Source organism: Streptomyces sp. NPDC002853 (genome assembly GCF_053591915.1).
This window is the reverse complement of the sequence record NZ_JBSFUS010000011.1, coordinates 346467-373243: the sequence shown is the minus strand read 5'-3', so window position 1 is coordinate 373243 and position 26777 is coordinate 346467. Positions and strand designations below refer to the sequence as shown.

Annotated in this window: 23 protein-coding genes; 20 read left to right on the top strand and 3 right to left on the bottom strand. The window is 69.9% G+C overall.

Annotation, left to right across the window (positions count from 1 at the left end; genetic code table 11):
- Positions 1–3 precede the first annotated feature (3 nt).
- The 14 genes from ACWD02_RS30565 (at position 4) to ACWD02_RS30500 (ending at position 16099) form a co-directional block, all read left to right on the top strand.
- Positions 4–1968 (top strand): peptidoglycan D,D-transpeptidase FtsI family protein, encoded by a 1965-nt coding sequence (locus ACWD02_RS30565; RefSeq protein WP_451215977.1) that lies wholly within the window; start codon positions 4–6, stop codon positions 1966–1968.
- Positions 1969–1987: 19 nt separating this feature from the next.
- Positions 1988–3640, top strand: a complete 1653-nt coding sequence (locus tag ACWD02_RS30560; protein ID WP_451215974.1) for a UDP-N-acetylmuramoyl-L-alanyl-D-glutamate--2,6-diaminopimelate ligase — start codon at positions 1988–1990, stop codon at positions 3638–3640.
- A 4-nt stretch (positions 3641–3644) separates the two neighbouring features.
- On the top strand, positions 3645–5057 hold the full coding sequence (locus tag ACWD02_RS30555; RefSeq protein WP_451215971.1) for a UDP-N-acetylmuramoyl-tripeptide--D-alanyl-D-alanine ligase: 1413 nt from the start codon (positions 3645–3647) through the stop codon (positions 5055–5057).
- Positions 5054–6124 carry a phospho-N-acetylmuramoyl-pentapeptide-transferase gene (mraY, locus tag ACWD02_RS30550; protein ID WP_160504534.1) on the top strand — a complete coding sequence of 357 codons (1071 nt, stop codon included), beginning with the start codon at positions 5054–5056 and terminating at the stop codon, positions 6122–6124. The genes ACWD02_RS30555 and mraY overlap by 4 nt, the downstream gene beginning before the upstream one ends.
- Positions 6106–7530 carry a UDP-N-acetylmuramoyl-L-alanine--D-glutamate ligase gene (gene murD / locus ACWD02_RS30545; protein ID WP_451215968.1) on the top strand — a complete coding sequence of 475 codons (1425 nt, stop codon included), beginning with the start codon at positions 6106–6108 and terminating at the stop codon, positions 7528–7530. The genes mraY and murD overlap by 19 nt, the downstream gene beginning before the upstream one ends.
- Positions 7531–7609: 79 nt before the next feature.
- Positions 7610–8932 carry a putative lipid II flippase FtsW gene (gene ftsW / locus ACWD02_RS30540; RefSeq protein WP_451215965.1) on the top strand — a complete coding sequence of 441 codons (1323 nt, stop codon included), beginning with the start codon at positions 7610–7612 and terminating at the stop codon, positions 8930–8932.
- A 6-nt stretch (positions 8933–8938) separates the two neighbouring features.
- A complete protein-coding gene (gene murG / locus ACWD02_RS30535; protein ID WP_160504531.1) occupies positions 8939–10033 on the top strand; it encodes an undecaprenyldiphospho-muramoylpentapeptide beta-N-acetylglucosaminyltransferase in 1095 nt (364 codons plus the stop codon).
- Positions 10034–10065: 32 nt separating this feature from the next.
- Positions 10066–10872 (top strand): cell division protein FtsQ/DivIB, encoded by an 807-nt coding sequence (locus ACWD02_RS30530; RefSeq protein WP_451215961.1) that lies wholly within the window; start codon positions 10066–10068, stop codon positions 10870–10872.
- A gap of 275 nt (positions 10873–11147) precedes the next feature.
- On the top strand, positions 11148–12374 hold the full coding sequence (gene ftsZ, locus ACWD02_RS30525; RefSeq protein ID WP_451215958.1) for a cell division protein FtsZ: 1227 nt from the start codon (positions 11148–11150) through the stop codon (positions 12372–12374).
- Entirely contained in the window at positions 12371–13102 is a 732-nt protein-coding gene (pgeF, locus tag ACWD02_RS30520; RefSeq protein WP_451215955.1) for a peptidoglycan editing factor PgeF, read from the top strand. The genes ftsZ and pgeF overlap by 4 nt, the downstream gene beginning before the upstream one ends.
- Before the next feature lie 6 nt (positions 13103–13108).
- The gene (locus ACWD02_RS30515; protein ID WP_451215952.1) at positions 13109–13828 is read left to right on the top strand and encodes a YggS family pyridoxal phosphate-dependent enzyme; all 720 of its coding nucleotides are present in this window, start codon (positions 13109–13111) and stop codon (positions 13826–13828) included.
- A 124-nt stretch (positions 13829–13952) separates the two neighbouring features.
- A complete protein-coding gene (locus ACWD02_RS30510; RefSeq protein WP_451215949.1) occupies positions 13953–14597 on the top strand; it encodes a cell division protein SepF in 645 nt (214 codons plus the stop codon).
- 70 nt (positions 14598–14667) lie between these two features.
- Entirely contained in the window at positions 14668–14958 is a 291-nt protein-coding gene (locus ACWD02_RS30505; protein WP_160504525.1) for a YggT family protein, read from the top strand.
- A gap of 46 nt (positions 14959–15004) precedes the next feature.
- Complete coding sequence (locus ACWD02_RS30500) at positions 15005–16099, top strand: DivIVA domain-containing protein (protein ID WP_451215946.1); 1095 nt, start codon at positions 15005–15007, stop codon at positions 16097–16099.
- Between the two features lie 154 nt (positions 16100–16253).
- On the opposite strand, the gene ileS is transcribed toward ACWD02_RS30500, so the two are convergent.
- Together ileS and ACWD02_RS30490 are read right to left on the bottom strand one after the other, a co-directional pair.
- Positions 16254–19403 carry an isoleucine--tRNA ligase gene (ileS, locus tag ACWD02_RS30495; RefSeq protein WP_451216031.1) on the bottom strand — a complete coding sequence of 1050 codons (3150 nt, stop codon included), beginning with the start codon at positions 19401–19403 and terminating at the stop codon, positions 16254–16256.
- Between the two features lie 371 nt (positions 19404–19774).
- A complete protein-coding gene (locus ACWD02_RS30490; RefSeq protein WP_363208222.1) occupies positions 19775–19966 on the bottom strand; it encodes a DUF1059 domain-containing protein in 192 nt (63 codons plus the stop codon).
- A 304-nt stretch (positions 19967–20270) separates the two neighbouring features.
- Between ACWD02_RS30490 and ACWD02_RS30485 the strand changes: the two genes are divergently transcribed.
- The 5 genes from ACWD02_RS30485 to ACWD02_RS30465 all read left to right on the top strand — a co-directional run bounded on the left by ACWD02_RS30485 (position 20271) and on the right by ACWD02_RS30465 (position 25067).
- Positions 20271–21146 carry a TraR/DksA family transcriptional regulator gene (locus tag ACWD02_RS30485; protein ID WP_451215943.1) on the top strand — a complete coding sequence of 292 codons (876 nt, stop codon included), beginning with the start codon at positions 20271–20273 and terminating at the stop codon, positions 21144–21146.
- 78 nt (positions 21147–21224) lie between these two features.
- Positions 21225–21854, top strand: a complete 630-nt coding sequence (gene lspA / locus ACWD02_RS30480) for a signal peptidase II (RefSeq protein ID WP_451215940.1) — start codon at positions 21225–21227, stop codon at positions 21852–21854.
- Positions 21855–21927: 73 nt separating this feature from the next.
- Complete coding sequence (locus tag ACWD02_RS30475; RefSeq protein ID WP_393398431.1) at positions 21928–22869, top strand: RluA family pseudouridine synthase; 942 nt, start codon at positions 21928–21930, stop codon at positions 22867–22869.
- Positions 22866–23336 carry a GNAT family N-acetyltransferase gene (locus ACWD02_RS30470; protein WP_451215936.1) on the top strand — a complete coding sequence of 157 codons (471 nt, stop codon included), beginning with the start codon at positions 22866–22868 and terminating at the stop codon, positions 23334–23336. The genes ACWD02_RS30475 and ACWD02_RS30470 overlap by 4 nt, the downstream gene beginning before the upstream one ends.
- A gap of 141 nt (positions 23337–23477) precedes the next feature.
- A complete protein-coding gene (locus tag ACWD02_RS30465; protein ID WP_451215933.1) occupies positions 23478–25067 on the top strand; it encodes a Na+/H+ antiporter in 1590 nt (529 codons plus the stop codon).
- Between the two features lie 12 nt (positions 25068–25079).
- On the opposite strand, the gene ACWD02_RS30460 is transcribed toward ACWD02_RS30465, so the two are convergent.
- A complete protein-coding gene (locus ACWD02_RS30460; RefSeq protein ID WP_451215930.1) occupies positions 25080–26171 on the bottom strand; it encodes a mechanosensitive ion channel family protein in 1092 nt (363 codons plus the stop codon).
- A gap of 30 nt (positions 26172–26201) precedes the next feature.
- On the opposite strand from ACWD02_RS30460, the gene ACWD02_RS30455 reads away from it, so the two are divergent.
- Entirely contained in the window at positions 26202–26771 is a 570-nt protein-coding gene (locus tag ACWD02_RS30455) for a dienelactone hydrolase family protein (protein ID WP_451215927.1), read from the top strand.
- Positions 26772–26777 lie beyond the last annotated feature (6 nt).

Genomic DNA, 26777 nt, shown 5'->3' with positions numbered 1-26777 from the left:
TAAGTGACGGACCGCCAACCCCCGCGACGCAGGGTCCCGGGACCCGCGCGGCCCTCGCGCCCCGCCCGCCCCGGCGAACAGCGCCGCACAGGAGGGGGGTCCGGGCCCGCGCGCCGCCCGCGCCCCGCCACCCCCAGGCAGCCGCCCCGCACCATCCGTCTCGGCAGCCCGCGGCCCCGGCTTCGCATGGTGAGCCTGGGGCTGACCCTGGTGATGCTGGCCTTCGTCGTGCGCCTCCTGCAGGTGCAGGCGGTCGACGCGAGCGTCTACACCGCCAAGGCCGAGAAGAACCGCTACTTCAGCCATGTCCTGACCGCCGAGCGCGGCGGCATCACCGACCGCCGCGGCGTCGAACTGGCCGCCAGCGTGGACGCGTACGACATCACGGCCGACCCCACGATGTTCACCGCCAAGGAGATGGGCATCAAGGACGCGCCCGAGCAGGCCGCAGCGCTCCTCGCCCCGATCCTCGACAAGGACACCGACCGGCTCACCGAACAGCTGAAGACCCCCAAGACGCGCTACGTCCTGCTCGCCCGCAGGCAGACCCCGCAGGTCTGGAAGCAGATCAAGGACCTGCGCAGCGCGCTCGCCGACAAGGAGAGCGCCGACAAGAAGAGCGCCAACATCCTCGCGGGTGTCTTCCAGGACCCCAGCAGCAAGCGCGTGTACCCGAACGACGACCTGGGCGCCGGGATACTGGGCTGGGTCAACGCCGAGGGCAAGGGCGCGGGCGGCCTCGAGCAGCAGCTCAACAAGGAGCTCGCCGGCAAGGACGGCAAGATCAGGTACGCCCAGTCCGGCGGCCACCAGGTGCCCACCGCCGGCAGCACCGAGACGCCGGCCGTGCCCGGCTCGGACGTCGAGCTCACCATCGACCGCGACATCCAGTGGGCCGCGCAGAGCGCCATCACCAGGCAGGTGGAGAAGTCCGAGGCCGACCGCGGCTACGTGATAGTGCAGGACAACAAGACCGGCGAGATCCTCGCGATGGCCAACTCCCCGGGCTTCGACCCGAACGACCTCTCGCAGGCCGACGGGACGGCCATGGGCAACGCGTCGCTCCAGGACGCCTTCGAGCCGGGTTCCACCGCCAAGGTCATGTCGATGGCCGCCGTCCTGGAGGAGAACGCGGCCACGCCCGCCACCCGTGTGACGGTGCCCAACCGGCTGCACCGCGGCGACCGGCTCTTCCAGGACGACATCGACCACCCGACCTGGCACCTCACGCTCAACGGCGTGCTCGCCAAGTCCAGCAACATCGGCACGATCCTGGCCACCGGAGAGCTGGGAAAGACCCAGAAGGAAGCCAACCGGTCGCTCTACTCGTACCTGCGGAAGTTCGGCATCGGCAAGAGGACCGGGCTCGGCTTCCCCGGCGAGACGGACGGCATCTTCGCGCCCGCCGACAAGTGGTCCACCTCGCAGCAGTACACGATCCCGTTCGGCCAGGGCTTCTCCATCAACGCGATGCAGGCGGCCTCCGTCTACTCGACCATCGCCAACGACGGCGTACGCGTCGAGCCCACGCTGGTGCGCGGCACGAAGGGACCCGACGGCCGCTTCACGCCCGCGCCCAAGCCCAAGAAGACCCGGGTGGTGAGCGCGAAGACCGCCAAGACGCTGTCGCGGATGCTCGAATCCGTCGTCGACGACGAAGAGGGCACGGGCACCAAGGCCCGCATCCCCGGCTACCGGGTCGCGGGCAAGACGGGTACGGCCAACCGGGTCGACCCGGAGACCGGCAAGTACAAGGGCTACACCTCGTCGTTCGCCGGTTTCGCGCCCGCCGACAAGCCGCGCGTCACCGTCTACTGCGCGATCCAGAACGCCACCAAGGGCAGCTACTTCGGCGGCCAGATCTGCGGTCCCATCTACAAGGAAGTCATGCAGTTCGCCCTCAAGACGCTCCAGGTCCCGCCCACCGGCAAGGGCGCGGCCCGGCTCCCCGTCACCTTCGAACCCTGAGCCCCACCAGGACAAACCCGTGACAACGATCACTCCGCGGCCGGGGAACCAGCCCCCGCCACACCGCCCGCTTCGCCCTGAGCCCGGTGCGCCCGGTACGCTCACCGCCGTGCCACACGCTGATCAGTCCCAAACCACCCAGAAGGGCGTTCCCGTGACATATCCGGGGCCGCCGCGGCCGGTCCAGGTCTCCGCGACGCCGCTCGCCAGGATCGCCGATCAGCTGGGCGTCGCCGCCCCGGGCACCGGGGAGGTCAGCGGCATCACGCACGACTCCCGCGCGGTCCGCCCCGGCGACATCTACGCCGCGCTGCCCGGCGCCCGGCTGCACGGCGCCGACTTCGTCGCCCAGGCCGCCGACCTCGGCGCCGCCGCGATCCTCACCGACCCGACGGGCGCCGAACGCGCCGCCGTCACGGGCCTGCCGGTCCTGGTCGTGGAGAACCCGCGCGGCTCCATGGGGGAGCTCGCGGCCACGGTCTACGGCCACCCGGGCCGCGATCTGCTGCAGATCGGCATCACCGGCACGTCCGGCAAGACCACCACGGCGTACCTCGTCGAGGGCGGTCTCAAGGGCGCCAAGTCGACCGGCCTCATCGGCACGGTCGAGATGCGCATCGGCGACGAGCGGATCAAGTCCGAACGCACGACCCCTGAGGCGACCGACCTCCAGGCGCTGTTCGCGGTGATGCGCGAGCGCGGCGTCGAGGCCGTCGCCATGGAGGTCTCCTCGCACGCCCTCGTGCTCGGCCGGGTGGACGGCTGCGTCTTCGACGTCGCCGTCTTCAACAACCTCAGCCCGGAGCACATGGAGTTCCACTCCGACATGGAGGACTACTTCCAGGCCAAGGCGCAGCTGTTCACCAAGCTGCGTTCCAAGGTCGGAGTGGTCAACTTCGACGACGAGTACGGGCGCCGGCTCATCGACGAGTCCGAGGTCCCCGTCACCACCTTCTCCGCCGAGGGCCACCCCGACGCCGACTGGCGCGCGGAAGGCGTAGAGGTCACGCCGTTCGACTCCACGTTCGTCGTGGTCGGCCCGCAGGGCGAGCGGATCACCGCCAAGTCCCCGCTGGCCGGCCCTTTCAACGTCGCCAACACGCTCTCCGCGATCGTCTCGCTGGCCGTCGCCGGGATCGACCCGCAGCAGGCCGCCGACGGCATCGGCGCCGTGGCGGGCGTCCCCGGCCGCCTGGAGCGCATCGACGCCGGCCAGCCCTACCTCGCGGTCGTCGACTACGCCCACAAGACGGACGCCGTCGAATCGGTCCTGCGCGCCCTGCGCAAGGTCACCGAGAACAAACTGCACATCGTCCTCGGCTGCGGCGGCGACCGGGACAAGACCAAGCGGATGCCGATGGGCGCCGCGGCGGCCAGGCTCGCCGACACCGCCGTACTGACCTCCGACAACCCCCGTGGCGAGGACCCCCTCGCGATCCTGGCCACGATGCTCGCCGGTGCCGCCGACGTGCCGTCCCACGAACGCGGTGACGTCGCCGTCTTCGAGGACCGCGCCGCCGCCATCCGCGCGGCCGTCGCCCGGGCCGAGCCCGGCGACACGGTGCTGGTCGCGGGCAAGGGCCACGAGCAGGGACAGGACATCGCCGGGGTGGTGCGTCCCTTCGACGACCGCCAGGTACTTCGCGAAGCAATCCAGCAAACCCAGGGATGAATCTGTGATCGCCCTCTCCCTCGCCGAGATCGCCAGTGTCGTCGGCGGGCAGACGTACGACATACCGGATCCGTCCGTCCAGGTCACCGGACCGGTCGTCAGGGACTCCCGTGAGGTGGAGCCCGGCAGCCTCTTCGTCGCCTTCGCCGGCGAGCGCGTCGACGGCCACGACTACGCGTCCGCGGTGATCGAGGCGGGCGCCGCCGCCGTCCTGGCATCGCGCCCCGTCGGCGTCCCCGCCATCGTCGTCGACGACGTGCAGGCGGCGCTCGGCGCCCTCGCGCGGCACGTCGTGGAGCGGCTCGGTGCCACGCTCGTGGCGCTCACCGGCTCCGTCGGCAAGACGAGCTCCAAGGACCTGCTCGCCCAGGTGCTGCGGAGCAAGGCGCCCACGGTCTTCACGCCGGGCTCGCTCAACAACGAGATCGGCCTGCCGCTCACCGCCCTCAGCGCCACCGACGAGACGCGGTTCCTCGTCCTGGAGATGGGCGCACGCGGCATCGGCCACATCCGCTACCTCACCGGCCTCACCCCGCCGAAGATCGGCCTCGTCCTCAACGTCGGCACCGCCCACATCGGCGAGTTCGGCGGACGCGAGCAGATCGCAGTGGCGAAGGGTGAACTCGTCGAGAGCCTGCCCGCCGACGGCACCGCCGTCCTCAACGCCGACGACCCGCTCGTCCGCGCCATGGCTTCGCGCACGAAGGCGCGCGTCCTGCTCTTCGGAGAGGCCGCCGACGCCGACGTACGTGCCGAGAATGTCCGGCTCACGGAGATCGGACAGCCTGCCTTTACGCTGCACACACCCTCCGGGTGCAGCGACGTGACCTTGCGGCTGTACGGTGAGCACCACGTGTCGAACGCGCTTGCCGCGGCCGCCGTCGCCCATGAGCTGGGCATGTCCGCAGACGAGATCGCCCGCGCGCTCTCCGAGGCGGGCACGCTGTCCCGCTGGCGGATGGAGGTCACCGAGCGCCCGGACGGCGTGACGGTCGTCAACGACGCCTACAACGCGAACCCCGAGTCCATGCGAGCCGCCCTGCGCGCGCTCGCGGCCATGGCCAAGGGACGTCGTACGTGGGCGGTGCTCGGTCATATGGCCGAGCTCGGTGACGAGGGGCTCGCCGAACACGACGCGGTCGGACGGCTCGCTGTCCGGCTGAACGTGAGCAAGCTCGTGGCAGTCGGGGGCAGGGAAGCGTCCTGGCTCCAACTGGGCGCATACAACGAGGGTTCGTGGGGTGAGGAGTCGGTGCACGTGTCCGACGCACAGGCGGCGATCGACCTGCTGCGCAGCGAGCTGCGCCCGGGAGACGTCGTGCTGGTGAAGGCTTCCAGATCGGTCGGTCTCGAGCGGGTCGCCACGGCGCTGCTCGATGACTCCGCGTCTCCCGAGGGGCAGGTCGCCGGCCGATGAGGCAGATCCTCTTCGCGGGTGTGATCGGGCTCTTCCTGACCCTGGTCGGAACCCCGCTCCTTATCAAGTTCCTTGCCCGCAAGGGCTATGGGCAGTTCATCCGGGACGACGGCCCGCGCGAGCACCACAGCAAGCGCGGTACGCCGACCATGGGTGGCATCGCCTTCATCCTCGCCACGCTCATCGCGTACTTCCTCACGAAGATCATCACGGGCACGGAGACCACGCTCTCCGGTCTCCTCGTGCTCTTCCTGATGGCGGGCATGGGCCTCGTCGGCTTCCTCGACGACTACATCAAGATCGTGAAGCAGCGCTCGCTCGGTCTGCGCGCCAAGGCGAAGATGGCCGGCCAGCTGATCGTCGGCATCGGCTTCGCCGTGCTCGCGCTGAACTGGCCGGACAACCGCAACCAGACCCCGGCCTCCACCAAGCTGTCGTTCGTCACGGACTTCGGCTGGTCGATCGGCCCGGTGCTCTTCGTGGTCTGGGCGCTGTTCATGATCCTCGCGATGTCGAACGGCGTGAACCTGACGGACGGCCTCGACGGCCTCGCCACGGGCGCCTCCGTGATGGTCTTCGGCGCGTACACCTTCATCGGTGTCTGGCAGTACCAGGAGTCCTGCGCCAACGCCGTCACGCTGACCAACCCACAGGCGTGTTTCGAGGTCAGAGACCCACTCGACCTCGCCGTCGTGGCCTCCGCCCTGATGGGTGCCTGCTTCGGCTTCCTGTGGTGGAACACCTCGCCCGCCAAGATCTTCATGGGTGACACCGGCTCGCTCGCCCTCGGCGGCGCGCTCGCAGGACTCGCGATCTGCTCGCGCACCGAGATGCTCCTCGCCCTGCTCGGCGGCCTGTTCGTCCTGATCACGATGTCCGTCGTCATCCAGGTCGGCTCGTTCCGCATGACCGGCAAGCGCGTCTTCCGCATGGCGCCACTGCAGCACCACTTCGAACTCAAGGGGTGGTCCGAAGTCCTTGTGGTGGTCCGCTTCTGGATCATCCAGGGCATGTGCGTGATCGTCGGACTCGGCCTCTTCTACGCAGGATGGGCAGCCAAGAAGTGACCAGCTGGCAGGGGAAGAACGTCACCGTCGCCGGGCTCGGCGTCTCCGGGATCCCGGCGGCCCGCGTGCTGCACGGCCTGGGCGCCCTCGTCACGGTCGTCAACGACGGCGACGACGAGCGCTCCCGTACGCAGGCCGATGAGCTGAGGTCCGAGGGCATCAGCGTCCGCCTCGGCGACGGGGCCACCCTGCCCGAAGGCACCGAACTCGTCGTCACCACACCCGGCTGGCAGCCGGACAAGCCGCTCTTCGCGGCAGCCGCCGCTGCCGGTGTCGAGGTGTGGGGCGACGTCGAGCTCGCCTGGCGCCTGCGCGACCCCGATGCCGCTCCGTGGCTCGCGGTCACCGGCACGAACGGCAAGACCACGACCGTGCGCATGCTCGCCTCGATCCTGGAGGCGGCCGGTCTGCGCACCGCCGCCGTCGGAAACATCGGGGTCTCGCTCCTCGACGTCGTCACGGGCGACGAGCCGTACGACGTGCTCGCCGTCGAGCTCTCCAGCTACCAGCTGCACTGGGCGCCCTCGCTGCGCGCCCACTCCGCGACCGTCCTGAACCTCGCGCCCGACCACCTCGACTGGCACGGCTCCATGGAGGCGTACGCCGCCGACAAGGGCCGGATCTACGAGGGCAATCAGATCGCCTGCGTCTACAACGTCGCCGACAAGGCGACGGAGGACCTCGTCCGCGAGGCCGACGTCGAAGAGGGCTGCCGCGCCGTCGGTTTCACGCTGAACGCGCCCGCGCCCTCGCAACTGGGCGTCGTGGACGGCATTCTGGTCGACCGTGCGTTCGTGCCGGACCGTCAGAAGCAGGCGCAGGAGCTCGCCGAGATCTCCGACGTGCAGCCGCCCGCGCCGCACAACATCGCCAACGCCCTGGCCGCGGCCGCTCTCGCGCGCGCCTACGGCGTGCCCGCGACGGCTGTACGCGACGGCCTGCGCGCCTTCCGTCCGGACGCCCACCGCATCGAACACGTCGCCGACGTGGCCGGGGTGGCGTACGTCGACGACTCCAAGGCCACCAACACCCACGCCGCGGAAGCCTCGTTGGCGGCGTACGAATCGATCGTCTGGATCGCGGGCGGGCTCGCCAAGGGCGCCACCTTCGACGAGCTGGTCACCAAGTCGGCCAAGCGGCTTCGGGGTGTCGTCCTGATCGGCGCCGACCGCGCGCTGATCCGCGAAGCCCTGGCGCGACACGCGCCCGAGGTCCCGGTCGTCGACCTCGACCGGACCGACACTGGGGCGATGTCCGAGGCGGTACGGCAGGCGGCACGGCTCGCCGAGCCGGGGGACACCGTACTGATGGCTCCGGCCTGTGCGTCGATGGACATGTTCACCAACTACAACAAGCGTGGTGACGCGTTCGCGGACGCGGTCCGCGAACTCGGCGCGAGCGCCTGACGCGGGCCCAGTGGTCCGGGGCGCCCGGCACCCTTAGGAGGGCACGTGGCAGCGTCTTGGTGGCTGGGCGGGGGTCCTGATGGCAGGCAGTAGCGGGCGCGCGCCCACGCGCCTTGCCAAGCGTCCCGCGCCGGTCCGTTCCCCGCGGGCTCCGCGCCCGCCGAGCGAGAACGCGGTGCGGCGGTTCGTCACCCGGCTCAAGCGCGCCTGGGACCGGCCGCTGACGGCCTACTACCTCATCTTCGGCAGCAGCCTGCTGATCACCGTGCTCGGCCTGGTGATGGTCTACTCGGCGTCGATGATCCAGGCGCTGCAGCTCGACCTGCCCGCCGCGTACTTCTTCCAGAAGCAGTTCGTCGCGGCCGTGCTCGGGTCGATCCTGCTGCTCGTGGCCATGCGCATGCCCATCAAGCTGCACCGGGCGCTCGCCTATCCCATCCTCGCCGTGACCGTCTTCCTGATGGTGCTCGTGCAGGTCCCCGGGATAGGGCGCAGCGTCAACGGAAACCAGAACTGGATCTATCTGGGCGGCCCCTTCCAGCTCCAGCCCAGCGAGTTCGCCAAGCTCGCCCTCGTCCTGTGGGGCGCCGATCTGCTCGCCCGCAAACAGGACAAGCGCCTCCTCACCCAGTGGAAGCACATGCTGGTGCCGCTCGTCCCGGTCGCCTTCATGCTGCTCGGCCTGATCATGCTGGGCGGCGACATGGGCACGGCGATCATCCTCACGGCGATCCTTTTCGGCCTGCTCTGGCTCGCGGGGGCGCCCACCCGGCTCTTCGCGGGAGTGCTCTCGATCGCGGCCCTGCTCGGCGTCATCCTCATCAAGACCAGCCCCAACCGCATGGCGAGGCTCGCCTGCATCGGCGCGACGGATCCGGGCCCCGGCGACCAGTGCTGGCAGGCCGTGCACGGGATCTATGCCCTCGCATCCGGCGGATTCTTCGGTTCCGGCCTCGGCGCGAGTGTGGAAAAATGGGGTCAACTGCCGGAACCGCACACCGACTTCATCTTCGCCATCACCGGGGAGGAACTCGGCCTGGCGGGGACGCTGTCGGTGCTCGCCCTGTTCGCGGCTCTAGGCTATGCGGGTATCCGCGTGGCCGGACGCACGGAGGACCCCTTCGTACGGTATGCCGCGGGAGGCGTGACCACCTGGATCACGGCGCAGGCCGTGATCAACGTCGGTGCGGTGCTCGGTCTGCTGCCGATCGCCGGTGTCCCGCTCCCGCTGTTCTCCTACGGGGGTTCGGCCCTGCTGCCGACCATGTTCGCCATCGGACTCCTCATCGCCTTCGCGCGGGAGGATCCGGCGGCAAAGGCGGCCCTGGCCATGCGGCAACCTCGGGTGAGATGGAACACGATGAGACGGCGCGTCAAGGCGCGTTCGTCCGGAGAGCGGTGAATTTCGGTGCATGTCGTACTCGCCGGTGGGGGGACCGCCGGCCACATCGAGCCCGCGCTCGCCCTCGCGGACGCCCTGCGGAGGCAGGACCCGACCGTGGGCATCACGGCCCTGGGCACGGAGCGTGGACTCGAGACCCGACTCGTACCCGAGCGGGGCTACGAACTGGCGCTGATCCCGGCCGTTCCGCTGCCGCGCAAGCCCACTCCTGAGCTGATCACCGTCCCGGGGCGGCTGCGCGGCACGATCAAGGCGGCCGAGCAGATCCTGGAGCGCACGAAGGCGGACTGCGTGGTCGGCTTCGGCGGCTATGTCGCGCTGCCGGGCTACCTCGCGGCCAAGCGGACCGGTACGCCGATCGTCGTGCACGAGGCCAACGCGCGCCCCGGCCTCGCCAACAAGATCGGTTCGCGGTACGCGCACGGGGTGGCCGTCGCCACGCCGGACAGCAAGCTGCGCAACTCCCGCTACATCGGCATTCCGCTGCGCCACACCATCGCCACGCTGGACAGGGCCCGGGTCCGTCCGGAGGCGCGTGCCGCCTTCGGCCTCGACCCGAACCTGCCGACGCTCCTGGTCTCCGGTGGCTCGCAGGGCGCGCGGCGGCTCAACGAGGTCGTCCAGCAGGTCGCTCCGGTCCTTCAGCGCGCCGGGATCCAGATCCTGCACGCGGTCGGCCCGAAGAACGAAATGCCGTACGTCGAGAACATGCCCGGTATGCCGCCCTACATCCCGGTACCGTACGTGGACCGGATGGACCTCGCGTACGCCGCGGCGGACATGATGCTCTGCCGTGCGGGCGCGATGACCGTCGCCGAACTCTCCGCCGTCGGGCTGCCGGCCGCCTACGTCCCGCTGCCCATCGGCAACGGCGAACAGCGGCTGAACGCCCAGCCGGTGGTGAAGGCGGGCGGTGGACTCCTCGTGGACGACGCCGAACTGACGCCCGAGTGGGTGCAGGGCAACGTACTCCCGGTGCTCGCCGATCCGCACCGGCTGTACGAGATGTCCCGTGCGGCCTCGGAGTTCGGCCGCAGGGACGCCGACGACCTCCTCGTCGGCATGGTGTACGAGGCGATCGCGTCGCGCCGCAACGGGTGAGACGGCACTAGAGCACAAGAAGGCAGGGGACCGTGGCCGGACCGACCACCGCCGAACGGCAGAAGCCCGCTTCTGGTGGGTCCCGCCCGCCCCGCCCTCCGCGCTCTCTGCGATCCCGCGTACGCATGCCGCGGCCGCGCACCCTGATCTTCTCGCTGATCGCGCTCACGCTGGTCGGTGCGGGAGGATTCTGGCTGTTCTACGGCTCGCAGTGGCTGCGCGTGGAGCGCGTGACGACGTCGGGGACCCGGGTCCTGACGCCCGAAAAGGTGCGCGCGGCGGCCGCGGCTCCGGTCGGGGCACCCCTGATCTCGGTCGACACCGACGCCCTTGAGGACCGGCTGCGCAAGAGACTTCCGCGCATCGACTCGGTCGAGGTCGACCGATCCTGGCCGCACACGATCGGTCTGAAAGTGACCGAACGCAAGCCGGTTCTGCTTATCGAAAAGGGCGGAAAGTTCGTCGAAGTGGACGCCAAGGGAGTGCGATTCGCCACGAGCGGACAAGCGCCCAAGGGTGTCCCACTCCTGGAATTGAGGCCGGATCAGGAGAACGCGGAGGCGAGTCTGCGCCGTTTTGACTCGCACCGACTGCGGCGTGAGGCGGTACAGGTCGCGGGTGCGCTGCCCGCGGCGGTGGCCCGCGATACTCGGGCCGTCAAGGTCCGTTCGTACGACTCCATCTCGCTGGAGTTGAGCGGCGGACGCACCGTGGAGTGGGGCAGCAGCGAGAAGGGTCAGACGAAGGCAAGCACACTCACCGCCCTGATGAAAGCCGCCCCCAAGGCACGGCACTTCGATGTGAGTGTCCCCACCGCCCCTGCGTCGTCGGCGAGTTGACGCATATCGCCGCAGGCCAGCACCCTGGTTCGGCAGCGCTACGGCTGATCACATAGGGTGAAAAGAAAAACGGGAGGTTCGGCGTGTTCGTTGAACGTGCGCCACTTGTCGACTTAGTGTCCTGTTCGGAAGAGTCCAAGGAACAGACACACTGGTAACCCTAAACTTCAGCGTTAGGGTTCGGGTCGGCGTTCGGACCGTCCCATTCGGCATCAGTCGTCGCGGCGCTTGACCGCGAGGCGGCGACACGTAACTCGAGGCGAGAGGCCTTCGACGTGGCAGCACCGCAGAACTACCTCGCAGTCATCAAAGTCATCGGTGTCGGCGGCGGTGGTGTCAATGCCATCAACCGGATGATCGAGGTCGGTCTCAAGGGCGTCGAGTTCATCGCCATCAACACCGACGCGCAAGCCCTGTTGATGAGCGACGCCGACGTCAAGCTCGACGTAGGCCGGGAACTCACCCGTGGCCTCGGCGCCGGAGCCAACCCGGCAGTCGGCCGCAAGGCGGCCGAGGACCACCGCGAGGAGATCGAGGAGGTCCTCAAGGGGGCCGACATGGTCTTCGTGACCGCCGGCGAAGGCGGTGGCACCGGCACCGGCGGCGCACCTGTCGTCGCCAACATCGCCCGCTCCCTGGGCGCCCTGACCATCGGCGTCGTGACCCGGCCGTTCACCTTCGAGGGCCGTCGTCGCGCCAACCAGGCCGAGGACGGGATCGCGGAGCTGCGCGAAGAGGTCGACACCCTCATCGTCATCCCCAACGACCGGCTCCTGTCCATCTCGGACCGCCAGGTCAGCGTTCTGGACGCCTTCAAGTCGGCGGACCAGGTCCTGCTCTCCGGTGTCCAGGGCATCACCGACCTCATCACGACCCCGGGTCTGATCAACCTCGACTTCGCCGACGTCAAGTCGGTCATGTCCGAGGCCGGTTCGGCACTCATGGGCATCGGCTCGGCCCGCGGCGACGACCGCGCGGTGGCCGCCGCCGAGATGGCGATCTCCTCGCCGCTCCTGGAGGCGTCCATCGACGGAGCGCGGGGAGTCCTGCTCTCCATCTCCGGCGGCTCCGACCTCGGCCTCTTCGAGATCAACGAAGCGGCCCAACTGGTCAGCGAGGCGGCCCACCCCGAGGCCAACATCATCTTCGGCGCCGTCATCGACGACGCCCTGGGCGACGAGGTCCGGGTCACCGTCATCGCGGCGGGCTTCGACGGCGGGCAGCCGCCGTCCAAGCGCGACACCGTCCTCGGCTCGGCGTCGTCGTCCAAGCAGCGTGACGAGCAGCCGGCGGCCACGAGCCGTCCGGCCGAGTCCCGTTCGCCTTACGGCGGCCTCGGCAGCGTCACGTCGCACGAGGAGCCCTCGGCCCCGGAGCCCGTCGAGACGACCCCGGTCAACGAGACCCCGTCCGCGCCCGTGGCCCCGCCGCAGGTGCCGCCGGCCCGTCCCTACTCGGACAGCCAGGCCGAAGAGCTGGACGTGCCGGACTTCCTGAAGTGATAGACCGGCACAGCACCACGGGCGGCGCGCACTTCGCCTTCACCGACAGGTGGGGCGGGGTGAGCGCCGTTCCGTACGCGGAGCTCAATCTCGGCGGCGCGGTCGGCGACGACCCCGAGGCCGTGCGCACGAACCGTGCGCTGGCCGCCACATCGCTCGGCATCGAGCCGGCGCGCGTGGTCTGGATGAACCAGGTCCACGGCCCCGACGTCGTCGTGGTCGACGGGCCCTGGGGCTCCGACGCCGAGGTCCCGGCGGTCGACGCCGTGGTGACCGCCCGCCGCGGCCTCGCCCTGGCGGTCCTCACCGCGGACTGCACGCCCGTCCTGCTCGCCGACCCGGTGGCCAAGGTGGCCGCCGCGGCGCACGCGGGCCGGCCCGGCATGATCGCCGGGGTCGTGCCCGCGGCCGTCGAGGCGATGATGAAGCTCGGCGCGGACCCGGCCCGCATGGTCGCCCGCACCGGGCCCGCCGTCTGCGGCCGCTGCTACGAGGTGCCCAAGGAGATGCGCGCCGACGTCGCCGCGATCGAACCCGCGGCGTACGCCGAGACGAGCTGGGGCACCCCGGCGGTCGACGTGACCGCGGGGGTGCACGCCCAGCTGGAGCGGCTCGGGGTGCGCGACCGGGAGCAGTCGCCGGTGTGCACCCTGGAATCCGGTGACCACTTCTCGTACCGCCGCGACCGGACCACCGGTCGTCTCGCGGGCTATGTCTGGCTGGACTGATAGGGCATGACGGACCGTAAGTCTCAACTCGCCGCAAATCTGGCACAGGTCGAGGAGCGCATCGCCGCGGCGTGCGCGGCGGCGGGGCGCAAGCGGGAGGAGGTGACCCTGATCGTGGTCACCAAGACCTATCCCGCGAGCGATGTGCGCATCCTCTCGGAACTCGGCGTGCGTCATGTCGCCGAGAACCGCGACCAGGACGCGGCCCCCAAGGCCGCCGACTGCTCGGATCTGCCCCTCGACTGGCACTTTGTCGGTCAATTGCAGACCAACAAGGTCCGTTCTGTGGTCAGTTATGCCGATGTGGTGCAGTCCGTGGACCGCCCCAAGCTCGTCACCGCCCTGTCGGCCGGTGCCGTGCGGGCCGAGCGGGAGATCGGCTGTCTGATCCAGGTCGCCCTCGACGCCGAGGAGAACGGCCGGGGCGAGCGCGGGGGTGTGGGCCCCGGCGGAATCGAGGAGTTGGCCGGGCTGGTGGCCGAGGCCCCGGGGCTGCGGCTCGACGGTCTGATGACCGTGGCGCCGCTCACCGGTCCGTACGCGGGACGGCAACAGGCGGCGTTCGAGCGGCTGATGGAATTCTCAACCCTCATGCGCGCGACTCATCCGGCTGCGAACATGGTGTCGGCAGGGATGAGTGCGGACCTCGAACAGGCCGTGGCGGCCGGAGCGACACATGTGCGCGTCGGTACGGCGGTACTCGGAGTCCGACCCGGGCTCGGGTAACGTCGCCAAGAAGTCGGACCACAGCAGAAAATATGGTCATTCTCGCTGTTGGGCGGGGAGGCCTCGTGGATCGCGGGCAGTTGGTGACGACAGCCGATCCACCACAGAGCGGAGGACTCAGAGCATGGCCGGCGCGATGCGCAAGATGGCGGTCTACCTCGGCCTCGTGGAGGACGATGGGTACGACGGTCCGGGGTTCGACCCCGATGACGAGTTCGAACCCGAGCCGGAGCCCGAGCGGGACCGCAGGCGGCACGAGTCGCCGCACCAGCCCCATCAGTCCCGTCAGGCACACGTGCCCGAAAGGGACGAATCGGTACGAGTGGTGCAGCCCCCCGCACAGCGTGAGCCGGTCGCCCATTCCGCTTCGCTAGCCGCGGAATCCGGACGTCCGGCACGTATCGCCCCCGTGGCATCCATCACACCTGAACGTCAGAGCCTGGAGAAGAACGCACCGGTGATCATGCCCAAGGTCGTGTCCGAGCGGGAGCCCTACCGCATCACCACGCTGCACCCGCGGACGTACAACGAGGCCCGTACCATCGGGGAACACTTCCGCGAGGGCACTCCGGTGATCATGAATCTGACCGAGATGGACGACACGGATGCGAAGCGACTTGTCGACTTTGCCGCCGGTCTGGTGTTCGGTCTCCATGGCAGCATTGAGCGAGTGACGCAGAAGGTGTTCCTGTTGTCGCCTGCTAACGTCGATGTAACGGCGGAGGACAAGGCTCGCATCGCAGAGGGCGGGTTCTTCAACCAGAGCTGAGACGTAAGTGAAGCAGTAACGCAGAACCGGCAAACGCAGCACGGGTAACAGGGGAGAGGGAACCGCGAACATGAGCGTGGTCTGGCAGGTGCTTTACATCGCGCTGATGTGCTTCCTCATCGTGCTGATCTTCCGGTTGGTCATGGACTACGTCTTCCAGTTCGCCCGCTCATGGCAACCCGGCAAGGCGATGGTGGTCATTTTGGAGGCCACCTACACTGTCACTGATCCACCGCTCAAGCTTCTGCGGCGGTTCATTCCGCCGCTGCGTCTCGGGGGCGTGGCGCTCGACCTGTCCTTCTTCGTACTGATGATCATCGTCTACATCCTGATCACCGTCGTCAGGTCGGTGTCTGTGTGAACGATACGGTCTTGCCGAATGCCGACGACTACGTTGAGGTGAAGAGATGCCGTTGACCCCCGAGGACGTGCGGAACAAGCAGTTCACGACCGTCCGCCTCCGAGAAGGCTATGACGAGGACGAGGTCGATGCCTTCCTCGATGAGGTCGAAGCCGAACTGACTCGCTTGCTCCGCGAGAACGAGGACTTGCGCGCCAAACTGGCCGCTGCCACCCGCGCCGCTGCGCAGAACCAGCAGCAGGGCGGCATGCGCAAGCCTCCGGAACCGCAGGACCAGCGCGGTCCCGGCGCACCGGTGCCCGCCGCAATATCGGGCCCGCAGCCGGTGCCGCCGCAGCAGCAGCACCCGCAGCACCAGCAGATGGGCGGTCCGCCGCAGCTGCCCGGTGGTGCGCCGCAGCTGCCCGCAGGCCCCAGTGGGCACGGCCCGCAGGGCGGTCCGCAGGGACCGGGCCCGATGGGTCAGGGTCCGATGGGCGGCCCCATGGGTGGTCCCATGGGCGGCCACGGTCCGCAGATGCCCCAGCCCGGTCAGGGCCCCGGCGGCGACAGTGCCGCGCGCGTGCTCTCCCTCGCCCAGCAGACCGCTGACCAGGCGATCGCGGAGGCCCGTTCCGAGGCCAACAAGATCGTCGGCGAGGCGCGTTCGCGCGCCGAGGGCCTTGAGCGTGACGCCCGTGCCAAGGCTGACGCCCTGGAGCGGGACGCGCAGGAGAAGCACCGCGTCGCGATGGGCTCCCTGGAGTCCGCCCGCGCCACGCTGGAGCGCAAGGTCGAGGACCTGCGCGGCTTCGAGCGCGAGTACCGCACGCGTCTGAAGTCCTACCTGGAGTCGCAGCTCCGTCAGCTGGAGACCCAGGCCGACGACTCGCTGGCCCCGCCGCGGACCCCGGCGACGGCTTCCCTTCCGCCGTCCCCGGCGCCTTCCATGGCACCGGCCGGCGCGGGCGCCCCGTCGTACGGCGGCCAGCAGTCGATGGGCGGCAACCAGCAGAACGCCGGTCCGTCCTACGGCGGCCAGCAGCAGATGTCCCCGGCGATGACCCAGCCGATGGCGCCGGTGCGGCCGCAGGCTCCGCAGCCCATGCAGCAGGCCCCGTCGCCGATGCGTGGCTTCCTCATCGACGAGGACGACAACTGACGGCCGTTTCCACGCCTTAGGCGTCGGCAGCGTTCAGGGCGAGGCTCCCAGTTCTTCTGGGAGCCTCGCCCTTTTCCGTACATGGGCGCGCAACGCCGAAGGCCCGGCCCCGCCATCTCTGGCGGGACCGGGCCTTCGCTGCTTCCCGGGGCGGTTACGCCTTACGGAGACGGAACGTGAGCGACAGCGACTCGTCCGTGAACGTCTCGCCGTACGCCTCGTCGGCCTCGCCCTGCTCGAAGTCCGTGGCGAGGACCTCGTCCGCGATGAGCTCGGCGTGGTCGGCCAGGGCCGTGAGCACGACCGGGTCCGTGGAGGTCCAGCGCAGGGCGATCCGGTCCGCGACGTCCAGGCCGCTGTTCTTGCGGGCCTCCTGGATCAGGCGGATCGCGTCACGGGCGAGGCCTGCCCTGCGCAGCTCCTCCGTGATCTCCAGGTCGAGGGCGACCGTGGCGCCGGAGTCGGACGCCACCGACCAGCCCTCGCGCGGGGTCTCCGTGATGATGACCTCGTCCGGGGCCAGCGTCACCGTCTCGCCGTCCACCTCGACGGACGCCGTGCCCTCGCGCAGGGCCAGGGACAGCGCGGCCGCGTCGGCGTCGGCGACGGCCTTGGCGACCGCCTGGACGCCCTTGCCGAAGCGCTTGCCCAGCGCGCGGAAGTTGGCCTTCGCGGTGGTGTCGACCAGTGAGCCGCCGACCTCGGAGAGCGACGCCAGCGAGGAGACGTTGAGCTCCTCGGTGATCTGGGCGTGCAGCTCCGGGTTGAGCGAGTCGAAGCCAGTGGCCGCGACCAGGGCGCGGGACAGCGGCTGACGGGTCTTGACGCCCGACTCCGCGCGCGTGGCGCGGCCCAGCTCCACCAGGCGGCGCACCAGCACCATCTGCTTCGACAGCTCCGGGTCGATCGCCGACAGGTCGGCCTCGGGCCAGGACGTCAGGTGGACCGACTCCGGGGCGTCCGGGTCGACCGGCACCACCAGGTCCTGCCAGACGCGCTCCGTGATGAACGGCGTCAGCGGGGCCATGAGCCGGGTGACCGTCTCCAGGACCTCGTGCAGGGTGCGCAGGGCCGCCTTGTCGCCCTGCCAGAAGCGGCGGCGGGAGCGGCGTACGTACCAGTTCGAGAGGTTGTCGACGAACGTGGACAGGAGCTTGCCCGCGCGCTGCGTGTCGTAGCCCTCGAGGGCCTGGGTGACCTGGTCGGTGAGCGCGTGCAGCTCGCTGAGCAGCCAGCGGTCCAGGAGCGGGCGCTCCGCGGGCGCCGGGTCGGCGTCGCCGGGGGCCCACTTCGACGTGCGGGCGTACAGGGCCTGGAAGGCGACCGTGTTCCAGTACGTGAGGAGCGTCTTGCGGACGACCTCCTGGATGGTGCCGTGGCCCACGCGGCGTGCCGCCCACGGGGAGCCGCCGGCCGCCATGAACCAGCGCACCGCGTCGGCGCCGTGCTGGTCCATCAGCGGGATCGGCTGGAGGATGTTGCCCAGGTGCTTGGACATCTTGCGGCCGTCCTCGGCGAGGATGTGGCCCAGGCAGACCACGTTCTCGTACGACGACTTGTCGAAGACGAGCGTGCCGACCGCCATCAGCGTGTAGAACCAGCCGCGCGTCTGGTCGATGGCCTCCGAGATGAACTGCGCCGGATACCGGCTCTCGAAGAGCTCCTTGTTCTTGTACGGATATCCCCACTGCGCGAAGGGCATCGAACCGGAGTCGTACCAGGCGTCGATGACCTCGGGGACGCGCGTCGCGGTCTCCTGGCAGGTCGGGCAGGGGAAGGTGACCGCGTCGATGTACGGGCGGTGCGGGTCGAGCTCCGACTGGTCGGTGCCCGTCAGGTCGGAGAGCTCGGCGCGCGAGCCCACACACGTCAAGTGGCCTTCCTCGCAGCGCCAGATGGGCAGCGGGGTGCCCCAGTAGCGGTTGCGGGACAGCGCCCAGTCGACGTTGTTGTTCAGCCAGTCGCCGAAGCGGCCGTGCTTGACCGAGTCGGGGAACCAGTTGGTCTTCTCGTTCTCCTGGAGGAGGCGGTCCTTGATGGCGGTCGTGCGGATGTACCAGGACGGCTGCGCGTAGTAGAGCAGCGCGGTGTGGCAGCGCCAGCAGTGCGGATAGCTGTGCTCGTACGGGATGTGCTTGAAGAGCAGACCGCGGTCCTGGAGGTCCTCGGTGAGCTTTTCGTCGGCCTTCTTGAAGAAGACACCGCCCACGAGCGGGACGTCCTCCTCGAAGGTGCCGTCCGGGCGCACCGGGTTCACGACGGGGAGGCCGTACGCGCGGCAGACCTTGAGGTCGTCCTCACCGAAGGCGGGGGACTGGTGGACCAGACCCGTGCCGTCCTCGGTGGTCACGTAGTCGGCGTTGACCACGTAGTGCGCGGGCGCGGGGAACTCGACGAGCTCGAAGGGGCGCTGGTAGGTCCAGCGCTCCATCTCGGCGCCGGTGAAGGTCTGTCCGGTGGTCTCCCAGCCCTCGCCGAGGGCCTTCTCGACGAGCGGCTCGGCGACGACGAGCTTCTCGGAATCCTCTGAACCCTTCGTCGCGACGACGTACGTGACGTCCGGGTGCGCGGCGACCGCGGTGTTGGAGACGAGGGTCCACGGGGTGGTCGTCCACACCAGGAGGGCCGCCTCGCCCGCCAGCGGGCCGCCGGTGAGCGGGAAGCGGACGAAGACGGAGGGGTCGACGACCGTCTCGTACCCCTGCGCGAGCTCGTGGTCGGAGAGGCCGGTGCCGCAGCGCGGGCACCAGGGGGCGACGCGGTGGTCCTGGACCAGGAGGTCCTTGTTGAAGATCTCCTTCAGGGACCACCAGACGGAGTCGACGTACTCGGGGTTCATGGTGCGGTACGCGTCGTCGAGGTCGACCCAGTAGCCCATGCGGGTCGTGAGGTCGGCGAAGGCGTCGGTGTGCCGGGTCACGGACTCGCGGCACTTGGCGTTGAACTCGGCGATGCCGTACGCCTCGATGTCCTTCTTGCCGTTGAACCCGAGCTCCTTCTCGACCGCGAGCTCGACCGGGAGGCCGTGGCAGTCCCAGCCGGCCTTGCGGGCGACGTGGTAGCCCCGCATGGTGCGGAAGCGCGGGAAGACGTCCTTGAAGACGCGGGCCTCGATGTGGTGGGCGCCCGGCATGCCGTTGGCGGTGGGCGGACCTTCGTAGAACACCCACTCGGGGCGGCCCTCGGACTGCTCCAGGCTCTTGGCGAAGATCTTCTGCTCGCGCCAGAAGTCGAGCACGGCGTGCTCAAGGGCGGGCAGGTCGACCTGGGCGGGCACCTGGCGGTACTGCGGCTGCGTATTCAACGGCTGCGTGTTCAACGCGCTTCCTCCGGCGGACGATTCCGTTCCGTCGGAGGGACGAGAGCCCTTGTCGTGCTCCCGCGGTACCACCCTCCTTGGCCTTCCCTGCGCGTGTGGCGCACGGAAAAGCCCCCTCATTGGGGTCGCGATGCCGGGTCTACTGGCCTCTGCCTGGGCTTCGGCTTTCTTCCGGCGACTCCGGGGTGATCTTCACGTCGCGCCTGCCCCCGGGCTCACACCGTCCCCGGGTCGCTCATGGCCGCGTACGCCGCTACTCGTCCCCATCCACGCTTCTCGCTCCGCCCAGTGTAAGGGCCCCGGGCGAACGCGGCCGACCGGTTTTCGCGGGGCGGCGGGGGCCGGCGGCGGGGGCTTCAGGCGTGCTGGGGGACTTCGTCCCTGAGGGATTCGCGGACCATCTTGCGCAGCTCCGCGCTGTCGGTGTGGCCGTGGACCGACACGGCGTGCTCACTGGCGGCACGGACCACTTCCTCCTCCTCGCCGGAGATGGCGAGGGTGCAGTTGGTCTCGCTCGGGAACTCTCTGCAGTCGGCTGTCTTGCGCATGGTGCACCTTCTTCGGTTATGCACCAGTTTATTCCTGTTTCCGGCCTCGAATCGGCTCGCGCCCGGTGGCGTCCGTACCGCCGGGACTGACCCGAATGGCGACATGCGCCGAGCCCGGTTCCTGGCCCGTCCCGCCGGGCGGATTACCGGGCTGGGAGCTGGGCACAACGCATGCATGCTCGCCGCGCGGCACCCGTGGGGCGGGCGCATCAGGCGGCGTGCCCCGTTGCCGCGGGCTCCGAGTCGATTTATCGTCCCAGCACGAATCGCGTGCAAGATCACAATATGTGAAGGGGCCGCGGCCATGGTGGCGAAGAAGACCGCCGTACAGCATCCGGCGTCGGGCAGATCCACGGGCGCGGCCACGAAGAAGACCGCTGCCGAGAAGACCGCTGCCACGAAGACAGCCGCCAAGAAGACGGCAGCCAAGAAGACCGCCGCCAAGGAAGCCGTGGCGAAGAAGGCGGCCGTCAAGAAGGCCGTCGCCAAGAAGGCGGTCGAGAAGGTCGCCGACATCGGCAAGAAGACAGCCGTCGAGGAGGGCGCGGCCAAGGAGCCCGCTCCGAAGAAGGCCGCCGCGGGGAAGAAGGCCCCCGCGGCCAAGAAGACAGCTGCCAAGAAGAGCACGGCCAAGAAGACGGCCGCGACAGCGGCCGAGGGTGCGGCTCAGGCCGCGGAGACGACGGGAGCCACGACAGTGGTCACGAAGAAGACTCCGGGCACGGCGACGGCAGCCAAGAAGCCGACGGCGGTGCCCAAGGCGCGCGTCGCCGCCGCGGAGCCCGGTGAGCTCGCGGTCCGCCCCGGCGAGGACCCCTGGACCCCGGAGGAGGTCGAGGAGGCCCGCGCTGAGCTCCAGAGCGAGGCGCTGCGCCTCGGCAGCGAGATCACCTCCTCCGAGGACGCCCTGGCGGGTCTGATGCGTGACTCCGGGGACGGCGCGGGCGACGACGACGCGGACACCGGCACGAAGAACATCACGCGGGAACATGAGATGTCGCTGGCCGCCAACGCACGCGAGATGCTCGAACAGACGGAGCGCGCCCTGGAGCGCCTCGACGCGGGTACGTACGGCATCTGCGAGAACTGCGGCAGTCCCATCGGCAAGGCGCGGATGCAGGCCTTCCCCCGCGCGACCCTGTGCATGGACTGCAAGCAGAAGCAGGAACGGCGCTACTGAACACGGCCTGACCACCTGGTGCCGTACGTGTGTGCCGTACCCTCGTCCCCAGTCAGGTACCTAGGTTGAGGGACTCACGTGGCAGAGGCGGAGCGCATCATCGGTACGCCGGATATCCCTGAGGCCGACGGGGCCGAGCCGGAGCAGTCCGCCTCGGGCTCCGGCGAGCCGTCGGGGCAGGACGAGTCGGCCGCGCCGGACGAGCAGGGCCCCAAGGGCAAGGGAAAGCGGAAGCTCCTGGCCCTGTTCGCGGTGGCCGTGTTCGCGTACGCCCTGGATCTCATCAGCAAGATGATCGTCGTCGCGAAGCTCGAGCACCACGAGCCGATCGAGATCATCGGGGACTGGCTGCAGTTCAACGCCATCCGGAACGCGGGCGCGGCCTTCGGGATGGGCGAGGCGTTCACCGTGATCTTCACCTTCATCGCCGCGGCGGTGATCGTGGTCATCGCCCGCCTGGCCCGCAAGCTCTACAGCATGCCGTGGGCCATCGCGCTCGGCATGCTGCTCGGCGGCGCCCTGGGCAACCTCACCGACCGGATCTTCCGTGCCCCCGGTGTGTTCGAGGGAGCGGTGGTCGACTTCATCGCGCCCAAGGGCTTCGCGGTGTTCAACCTCGCGGACTCGGCGATCGTGTGCGGCGGCATCCTGATCGTGATCCTGTCCTTCCGCGGCCTGGACCCGGACGGCACCGTCCACAAGGACTGAGCCCGGGCGGTGAGCGGGCCTCCGGCGGGGCTCGCGGTGCGGGAGTGTCGGCCGCCTCCTGCATACTCAATGGGTGAGCACGATTCCCGAGATCCGTACCCTGCCCGTGCCGGACGGCCTGGAGGGCGAGCGCGTCGACGCCGCCATCTCCCGCATGTTCGGTTTTTCCCGCACGAAGGCCGCCGAGCTGGCGGCGGCAGGCAAGGTGATGGTCGACGGCAGCGTGGTCGGCAAGTCCGAGCGTGTGCATGGCGGCGCCTGGCTGGAGGTGGAGATGCCGCAGGCGCCCGCTCCGGTGCAGATCGTCGCCGAGCCCGTGGAGGGCATGGAGATCATCCATGACGACGACGACATCCTCGTGATCGTCAAGCCGGTGGGCGTGGCCGCGCACCCGAGCCCCGGCTGGACCGGCACCACGGTGATCGGCGGCCTTGCGGCGGCCGGGTACCGCATCTCGACCTCCGGTGCCGCCGAGCGCCAGGGCATCGTGCACCGCCTGGACGTGGGCACCTCCGGCCTGATGGCGGTCGCGAAGTCGGAGCGCGCGTACACCTCCCTGAAGCGGCAGTTCAAGGAGCGCACGGTCGACAAGCGTTACAACGCGCTCGTGCAGGGTCACCCCGACCCGATGAGCGGCACGATCGACGCCCCCATCGGCCGCCACCCGAACCACGACTACAAGTGGGCGGTCACGGCCGAGGGCAAGCCCTCCGTCACGCACTACGACCTCATCGAGGCGTTCCGCGCGGCCTCGCTGCTCGACATCAAGCTGGAGACGGGCCGCACGCACCAGATCCGCGTGCACATGGCGGCCCACCGCCACCCGTGCGTGGGCGACCTGACGTACGGCGCCGACCCCACGTTCGCCAAGCGGCTCGGTCTCACCCGCCAGTGGCTGCACGCGGTGCGGCTCGGCTTCGAGCACCCCGGTGACGGGCAGTGGGTGGAGTTCGAGAGCACGTATCCGGACGACCTCCAGCAGGCGCTTGACCGCGTCCGGGCGGAGAGCGAATGAGCGCCGGGGTCACCTGCCGGGTCGCGGTGGGGACCGACGACCTGGAGGCCTGCTTCGCGGTCCGCAAGGAAGTCTTCGTCGTCGAGCAGCAGGTCCCCGAGGACCTTGAGTACGACGCGTACGACGCCGACGCGGTGCACGTCATCGCGGTCCGCGACGACGGTCTTCCGCTGGGCACGGGCCGCCTGCTCACCGGTGCGGCGGCCGCCGCGAAGAACGGCGGGGACGCCCTGGTGGGCGCGCTCGGCCGGCTCGCGGTGACCAAGGAGGCGCGCGGCCTCGGGGTGGGCGCGGCCCTGGTGCGGGCGATAGAGGACGCGGCACGCGCGCGTGGCCTCACCGCCGTCGACCTGCACGCCCAGACGCACGCCCTCGGGTTCTACGAGCGCCTGGGGTACGAGGTCTACGGCCCCGAGTTCCCGGACGCGGGGATCCCGCACCGGGCGATGCGCAAGTCGCTGGGCTAGCGAGCCGCGCGGGCGCCCGGAGGGGCATCGGCCGGTTCGCGGGGAACGCGTGGCAGGGTTGAGGTCTTGATCGGCTGAGGCTCGGACCGTCCCGGGCCGGCGAGCTGCCTCGAACCGTCTCGAACCGCCGGAGGGCGCACCGTGGACCAACTGGCGCTGCTGCTCATTCTGTTGCTCGGTGCTGTCGTGACGGTGCCGTTGGGGGAGCGGCTCGGGCTGCCCGCGCCCGTCCTCATGACGCTGGCCGGGATCGTGCTCGCCTTCGTCAGCTGGGTCCCGAACGTCGAGATCCCGCCCGACTACATCCTGCCGCTGGTCCTTCCGCCCCTGCTGTACGCGGCCGTCCAGCGGACCTCCTGGCGGCAGTTCGCGGCCAACAGACGACCCATCTTCCTGCTCGCCGTGGCCCTCGTCTTCGTGACGACCGCCGCGGTTGCCGCCATCGCCAACTCGGTGGTCCCGGGGCTGCCGATCGCCGCGGCCGTGGCCCTCGGCGCGCTCGTGGCGCCGCCCGATCCGGTCGCCGCGACCGCCGTCGCCGGGTCGCTCGGGCTGCCGCGGCGGCTCGTGTCGATCCTGGAGGGGGAGGGTCTCTTCAACGACGTCACGGCGATCGTGCTCTACCACGTGGCGATCGCGGCGGCGATCAGCGGGACCTTCTCCTGGCCGTCGGCGGTGGGGCAGTTGGTGCTCTCCGGGGTGGTCGCCGTCGCCGTGGGCGTCGCGCTCGGCTGGCTGACCAACAAGCTCATGGGGGTGCTCGGCGAGGCCACCCTGCAGACCGGCCTGACGCTGCTCGTGCCCTTCGTGAGCTACGTGCTCGCCGAGGAGCTGCTCGGCTCCGGCGTGCTCGCCGTACTGACCACCGCGCTCTACCTGGCGGAGCACGGCGCCGACGCGGACGACGTGCTCGGCCGGATCACCGGGCAGACGTTCTGGCAGATCGTCGACACCTTGGTCACCGGCGTCGCCTTCGGGCTCATCGGGCTCGAACTGCACAACGTCTTCGGCACGGCGAACGGCCGTGAGCTGCAGATGATCGGCTGGGGCGCGGCCGTCGTCGCCGTCGTCATCGGCGTACGGCTGCTGTGGCTGCTGCCCGCGACCTGGCTGGCCAAGCGGCTGCACAAGCTGCGGGACTACGACGAGGACATCCCCACGACCTGGCGCGAGACCGTCGTCATGTGGTGGTCCGGGATGCGCGGCGTGGCGTCTGTCGCCCTCGCCCTGGCCATTCCGCTCAAGACGGAGAGCGGCGACCCCTTCCCGGCCCGCGACGAGATCATCTTCATCGCCTTCTGCGTGATCATGGCCACGCTCGTCGTGCAGGGGCTCACCCTGCCCTGGCTGGTGAGGAAGCTCGGGGTGCGCGCGGACACGGACGCCGAGCGGGCCGTCGAGCGTGATCTCGCCGTCCGGGCGGCGAAGGCGGCCAAGCGCCGCCTGAAGGAGATCGAGGAGGTCGAGGAACTGCCCGAGGACCTCTCGGAGCGGCTCCTGCGCGGCGCCTTCGACATCGGGGCCAGGATCAGCCCCGACATCGTCGACGACGAGCGGCGCGAGCGGTACTCCAAGCGCGCCGACCGTCTCAAGGCGGTCCAGCGCATCCAGCGCGACATGATGTCCGCCGCGCGTCACGAGATCCTCGCCGCGCGCAGTGAACCCGGCGCCGATCCGGAGATCGTCGACCGGGTCCTGCACCAGCTCGACGTACGCAGCCTGCGGTCCTGAGAGGGCCCGGGTTCAGCCCCGGCCCGTGCGGGGCACGATCGGCGGCGGCGGATGCGGACCGTCGTCGGCCGGCGGCAGTTCGGCCCAGGCCGTGCTGACCTTGGGCAACGCGTACGCGTGGTGTTCGGTCAGCCAGCGGACCAGGTGCTCGCGCACGGTGACCCGCACCGTCCAGATGTCGTCCGCGTCCTTGGCGGTGACCAGGGCGCGGACCTGGATCGTGTTCGGTGTGGTGTCGGTGACCGCGAGGCCCCAGTCCCTGCCGTCCCAGGCGGCGCACTCGCGCAGGATGTCCTGGAGCTTCTCGCGCATCTCGGTGATGGGCGCCGTGTGGTCCAGCTGGAAGAAGACCGTGCCGGTCATCTGGGCGCCGCCGCGCGACCAGTTCTCGAAGGGCTTCGACACGAAGTAGGACACCGGCATCGTGATCCGGCGCTCGTCCCAGGTCCGTACGGCCAGGAAGGTCAGGGTGATCTCGTCGATCGTGCCCCACTCGCCGTCCACGACGACCGTGTCGCCGATCCGCACCATGTCGCCGAAGGCGATCTGCAGCCCCGCGAAGAGATTCGACAGCGTGGACTGGGCGGCGACGCCCGCGACGATGCCGAGCACACCGGCCGACGCGAGCAGCGACGTCCCGGCCGCCTGCATGGCGGGGAAGGTCAGCAGCATCGCCCCGACGGCCACGACACCGACGATCGCGGTGACCACCCGCTGGATGAGGGTGACCTGCGTACGCACCCGCCGGACGCGGGCCGGATCGCGGTGCGCGTTGGCGTACTGGGCGTAGGTGGCCTCCACGATGGCGGTCGCGATGCGGACGAGGAGCCAGGCCACCGACCCGATGAGCACCAGGGTCAGGGTCTGCGCGATACCCGCCGAATGGTCCTTCCCGATCTCCGCTTGTTCGAATGAGCCGCGCAGCAGTGCAGCACACAGGGCCAGTTGAGAGGGCAGCCGGCAGCGGCGCAGCAGGCCCCACAGTGGGTTGTCGGGGTGACGGTCGTCGGCCCGGCGCAGCAGCACATCGGCCAGCCAAACCACGGCCAGCGTGAGCACGACCGAGCCGCCGACCACGATCAACGGACGCAGTACGTTCTCCATGCCCCCGAGGGTAGGTGGCACGATGGCCTCATGAACATCATGCTTTTCCACTCGACGTACGGGCTGCGGCCCGCGGTGCACGCGGCGGCCGACCGGCTGCGCGCGGAAGGCCACGAGGTGTGGACGCCCGATCTGTTCGACGGGCGCACCTTCGACACGGTCGAGGAAGGCATGGCCTTCAAGGACGAGCTCGGCAAGGACGAGCTCCTGAAGAGGGCGATCCTGGCCGCCGCGCCCTACTCCGAGCGGGGTCTCGTCTACGCCGGGTTCTCGTTCGGCGCCGCCACCGCGCAGACCCTGGCCCTCGGCGACGACAAGGCGCGCGGACTGCTGCTCCTGCACGGCACGTCGGACATCGCGGAGAACACGACGGCGGACGAGCTGCCGGTGCAGCTGCACGTCGCCGAGCCGGACCCGTTCGAGACGGACGACTGGCTGAGCGCGTGGTACCTCCAGATGGGCCGCACGGGCGCCGACGTCGAGGTCTACCGCTACGCGGGAGCCGGTCACATCTTCACCGACCCGGACCTGGACGACTACGACGCCGAGGCGGCGGAGGCGGCGTGGCGGACGGCGATCGGCTTCCTGGAGACGCTGTAGCCCGTC

Bases quoted from the DNA above. Each gene is read 5' to 3' on its own strand.
- ACWD02_RS30460 (WP_451215930.1), bottom strand. From the start codon at position 26,171: ATGGAGAACGTACTGCGTCCGTTGATCGTGGTCGGCGGCTCGGTCGTG.
- ACWD02_RS30485 (WP_451215943.1), top strand. From the start codon at position 20,271: ATGGTGGCGAAGAAGACCGCCGTACAGCATCCGGCGTCGGGCAGATCC.
- ACWD02_RS30500 (WP_451215946.1), top strand. From the start codon at position 15,005: ATGCCGTTGACCCCCGAGGACGTGCGGAACAAGCAGTTCACGACCGTC.
- murD (WP_451215968.1), top strand. From the start codon at position 6,106: ATGGGCAGCCAAGAAGTGACCAGCTGGCAGGGGAAGAACGTCACCGTC.
- ACWD02_RS30505 (WP_160504525.1), top strand. From the start codon at position 14,668: ATGAGCGTGGTCTGGCAGGTGCTTTACATCGCGCTGATGTGCTTCCTC.
- ACWD02_RS30470 (WP_451215936.1), top strand. From the start codon at position 22,866: ATGAGCGCCGGGGTCACCTGCCGGGTCGCGGTGGGGACCGACGACCTG.
- ACWD02_RS30515 (WP_451215952.1), top strand. From the start codon at position 13,109: ATGACGGACCGTAAGTCTCAACTCGCCGCAAATCTGGCACAGGTCGAG.
- ACWD02_RS30455 (WP_451215927.1), top strand. From the start codon at position 26,202: ATGAACATCATGCTTTTCCACTCGACGTACGGGCTGCGGCCCGCGGTG.
- mraY (WP_160504534.1), top strand. From the start codon at position 5,054: ATGAGGCAGATCCTCTTCGCGGGTGTGATCGGGCTCTTCCTGACCCTG.
- ACWD02_RS30510 (WP_451215949.1), top strand. From the start codon at position 13,953: ATGGCCGGCGCGATGCGCAAGATGGCGGTCTACCTCGGCCTCGTGGAG.
- ACWD02_RS30490 (WP_363208222.1), bottom strand. From the start codon at position 19,966: ATGCGCAAGACAGCCGACTGCAGAGAGTTCCCGAGCGAGACCAACTGC.
- ftsW (WP_451215965.1), top strand. From the start codon at position 7,610: ATGGCAGGCAGTAGCGGGCGCGCGCCCACGCGCCTTGCCAAGCGTCCC.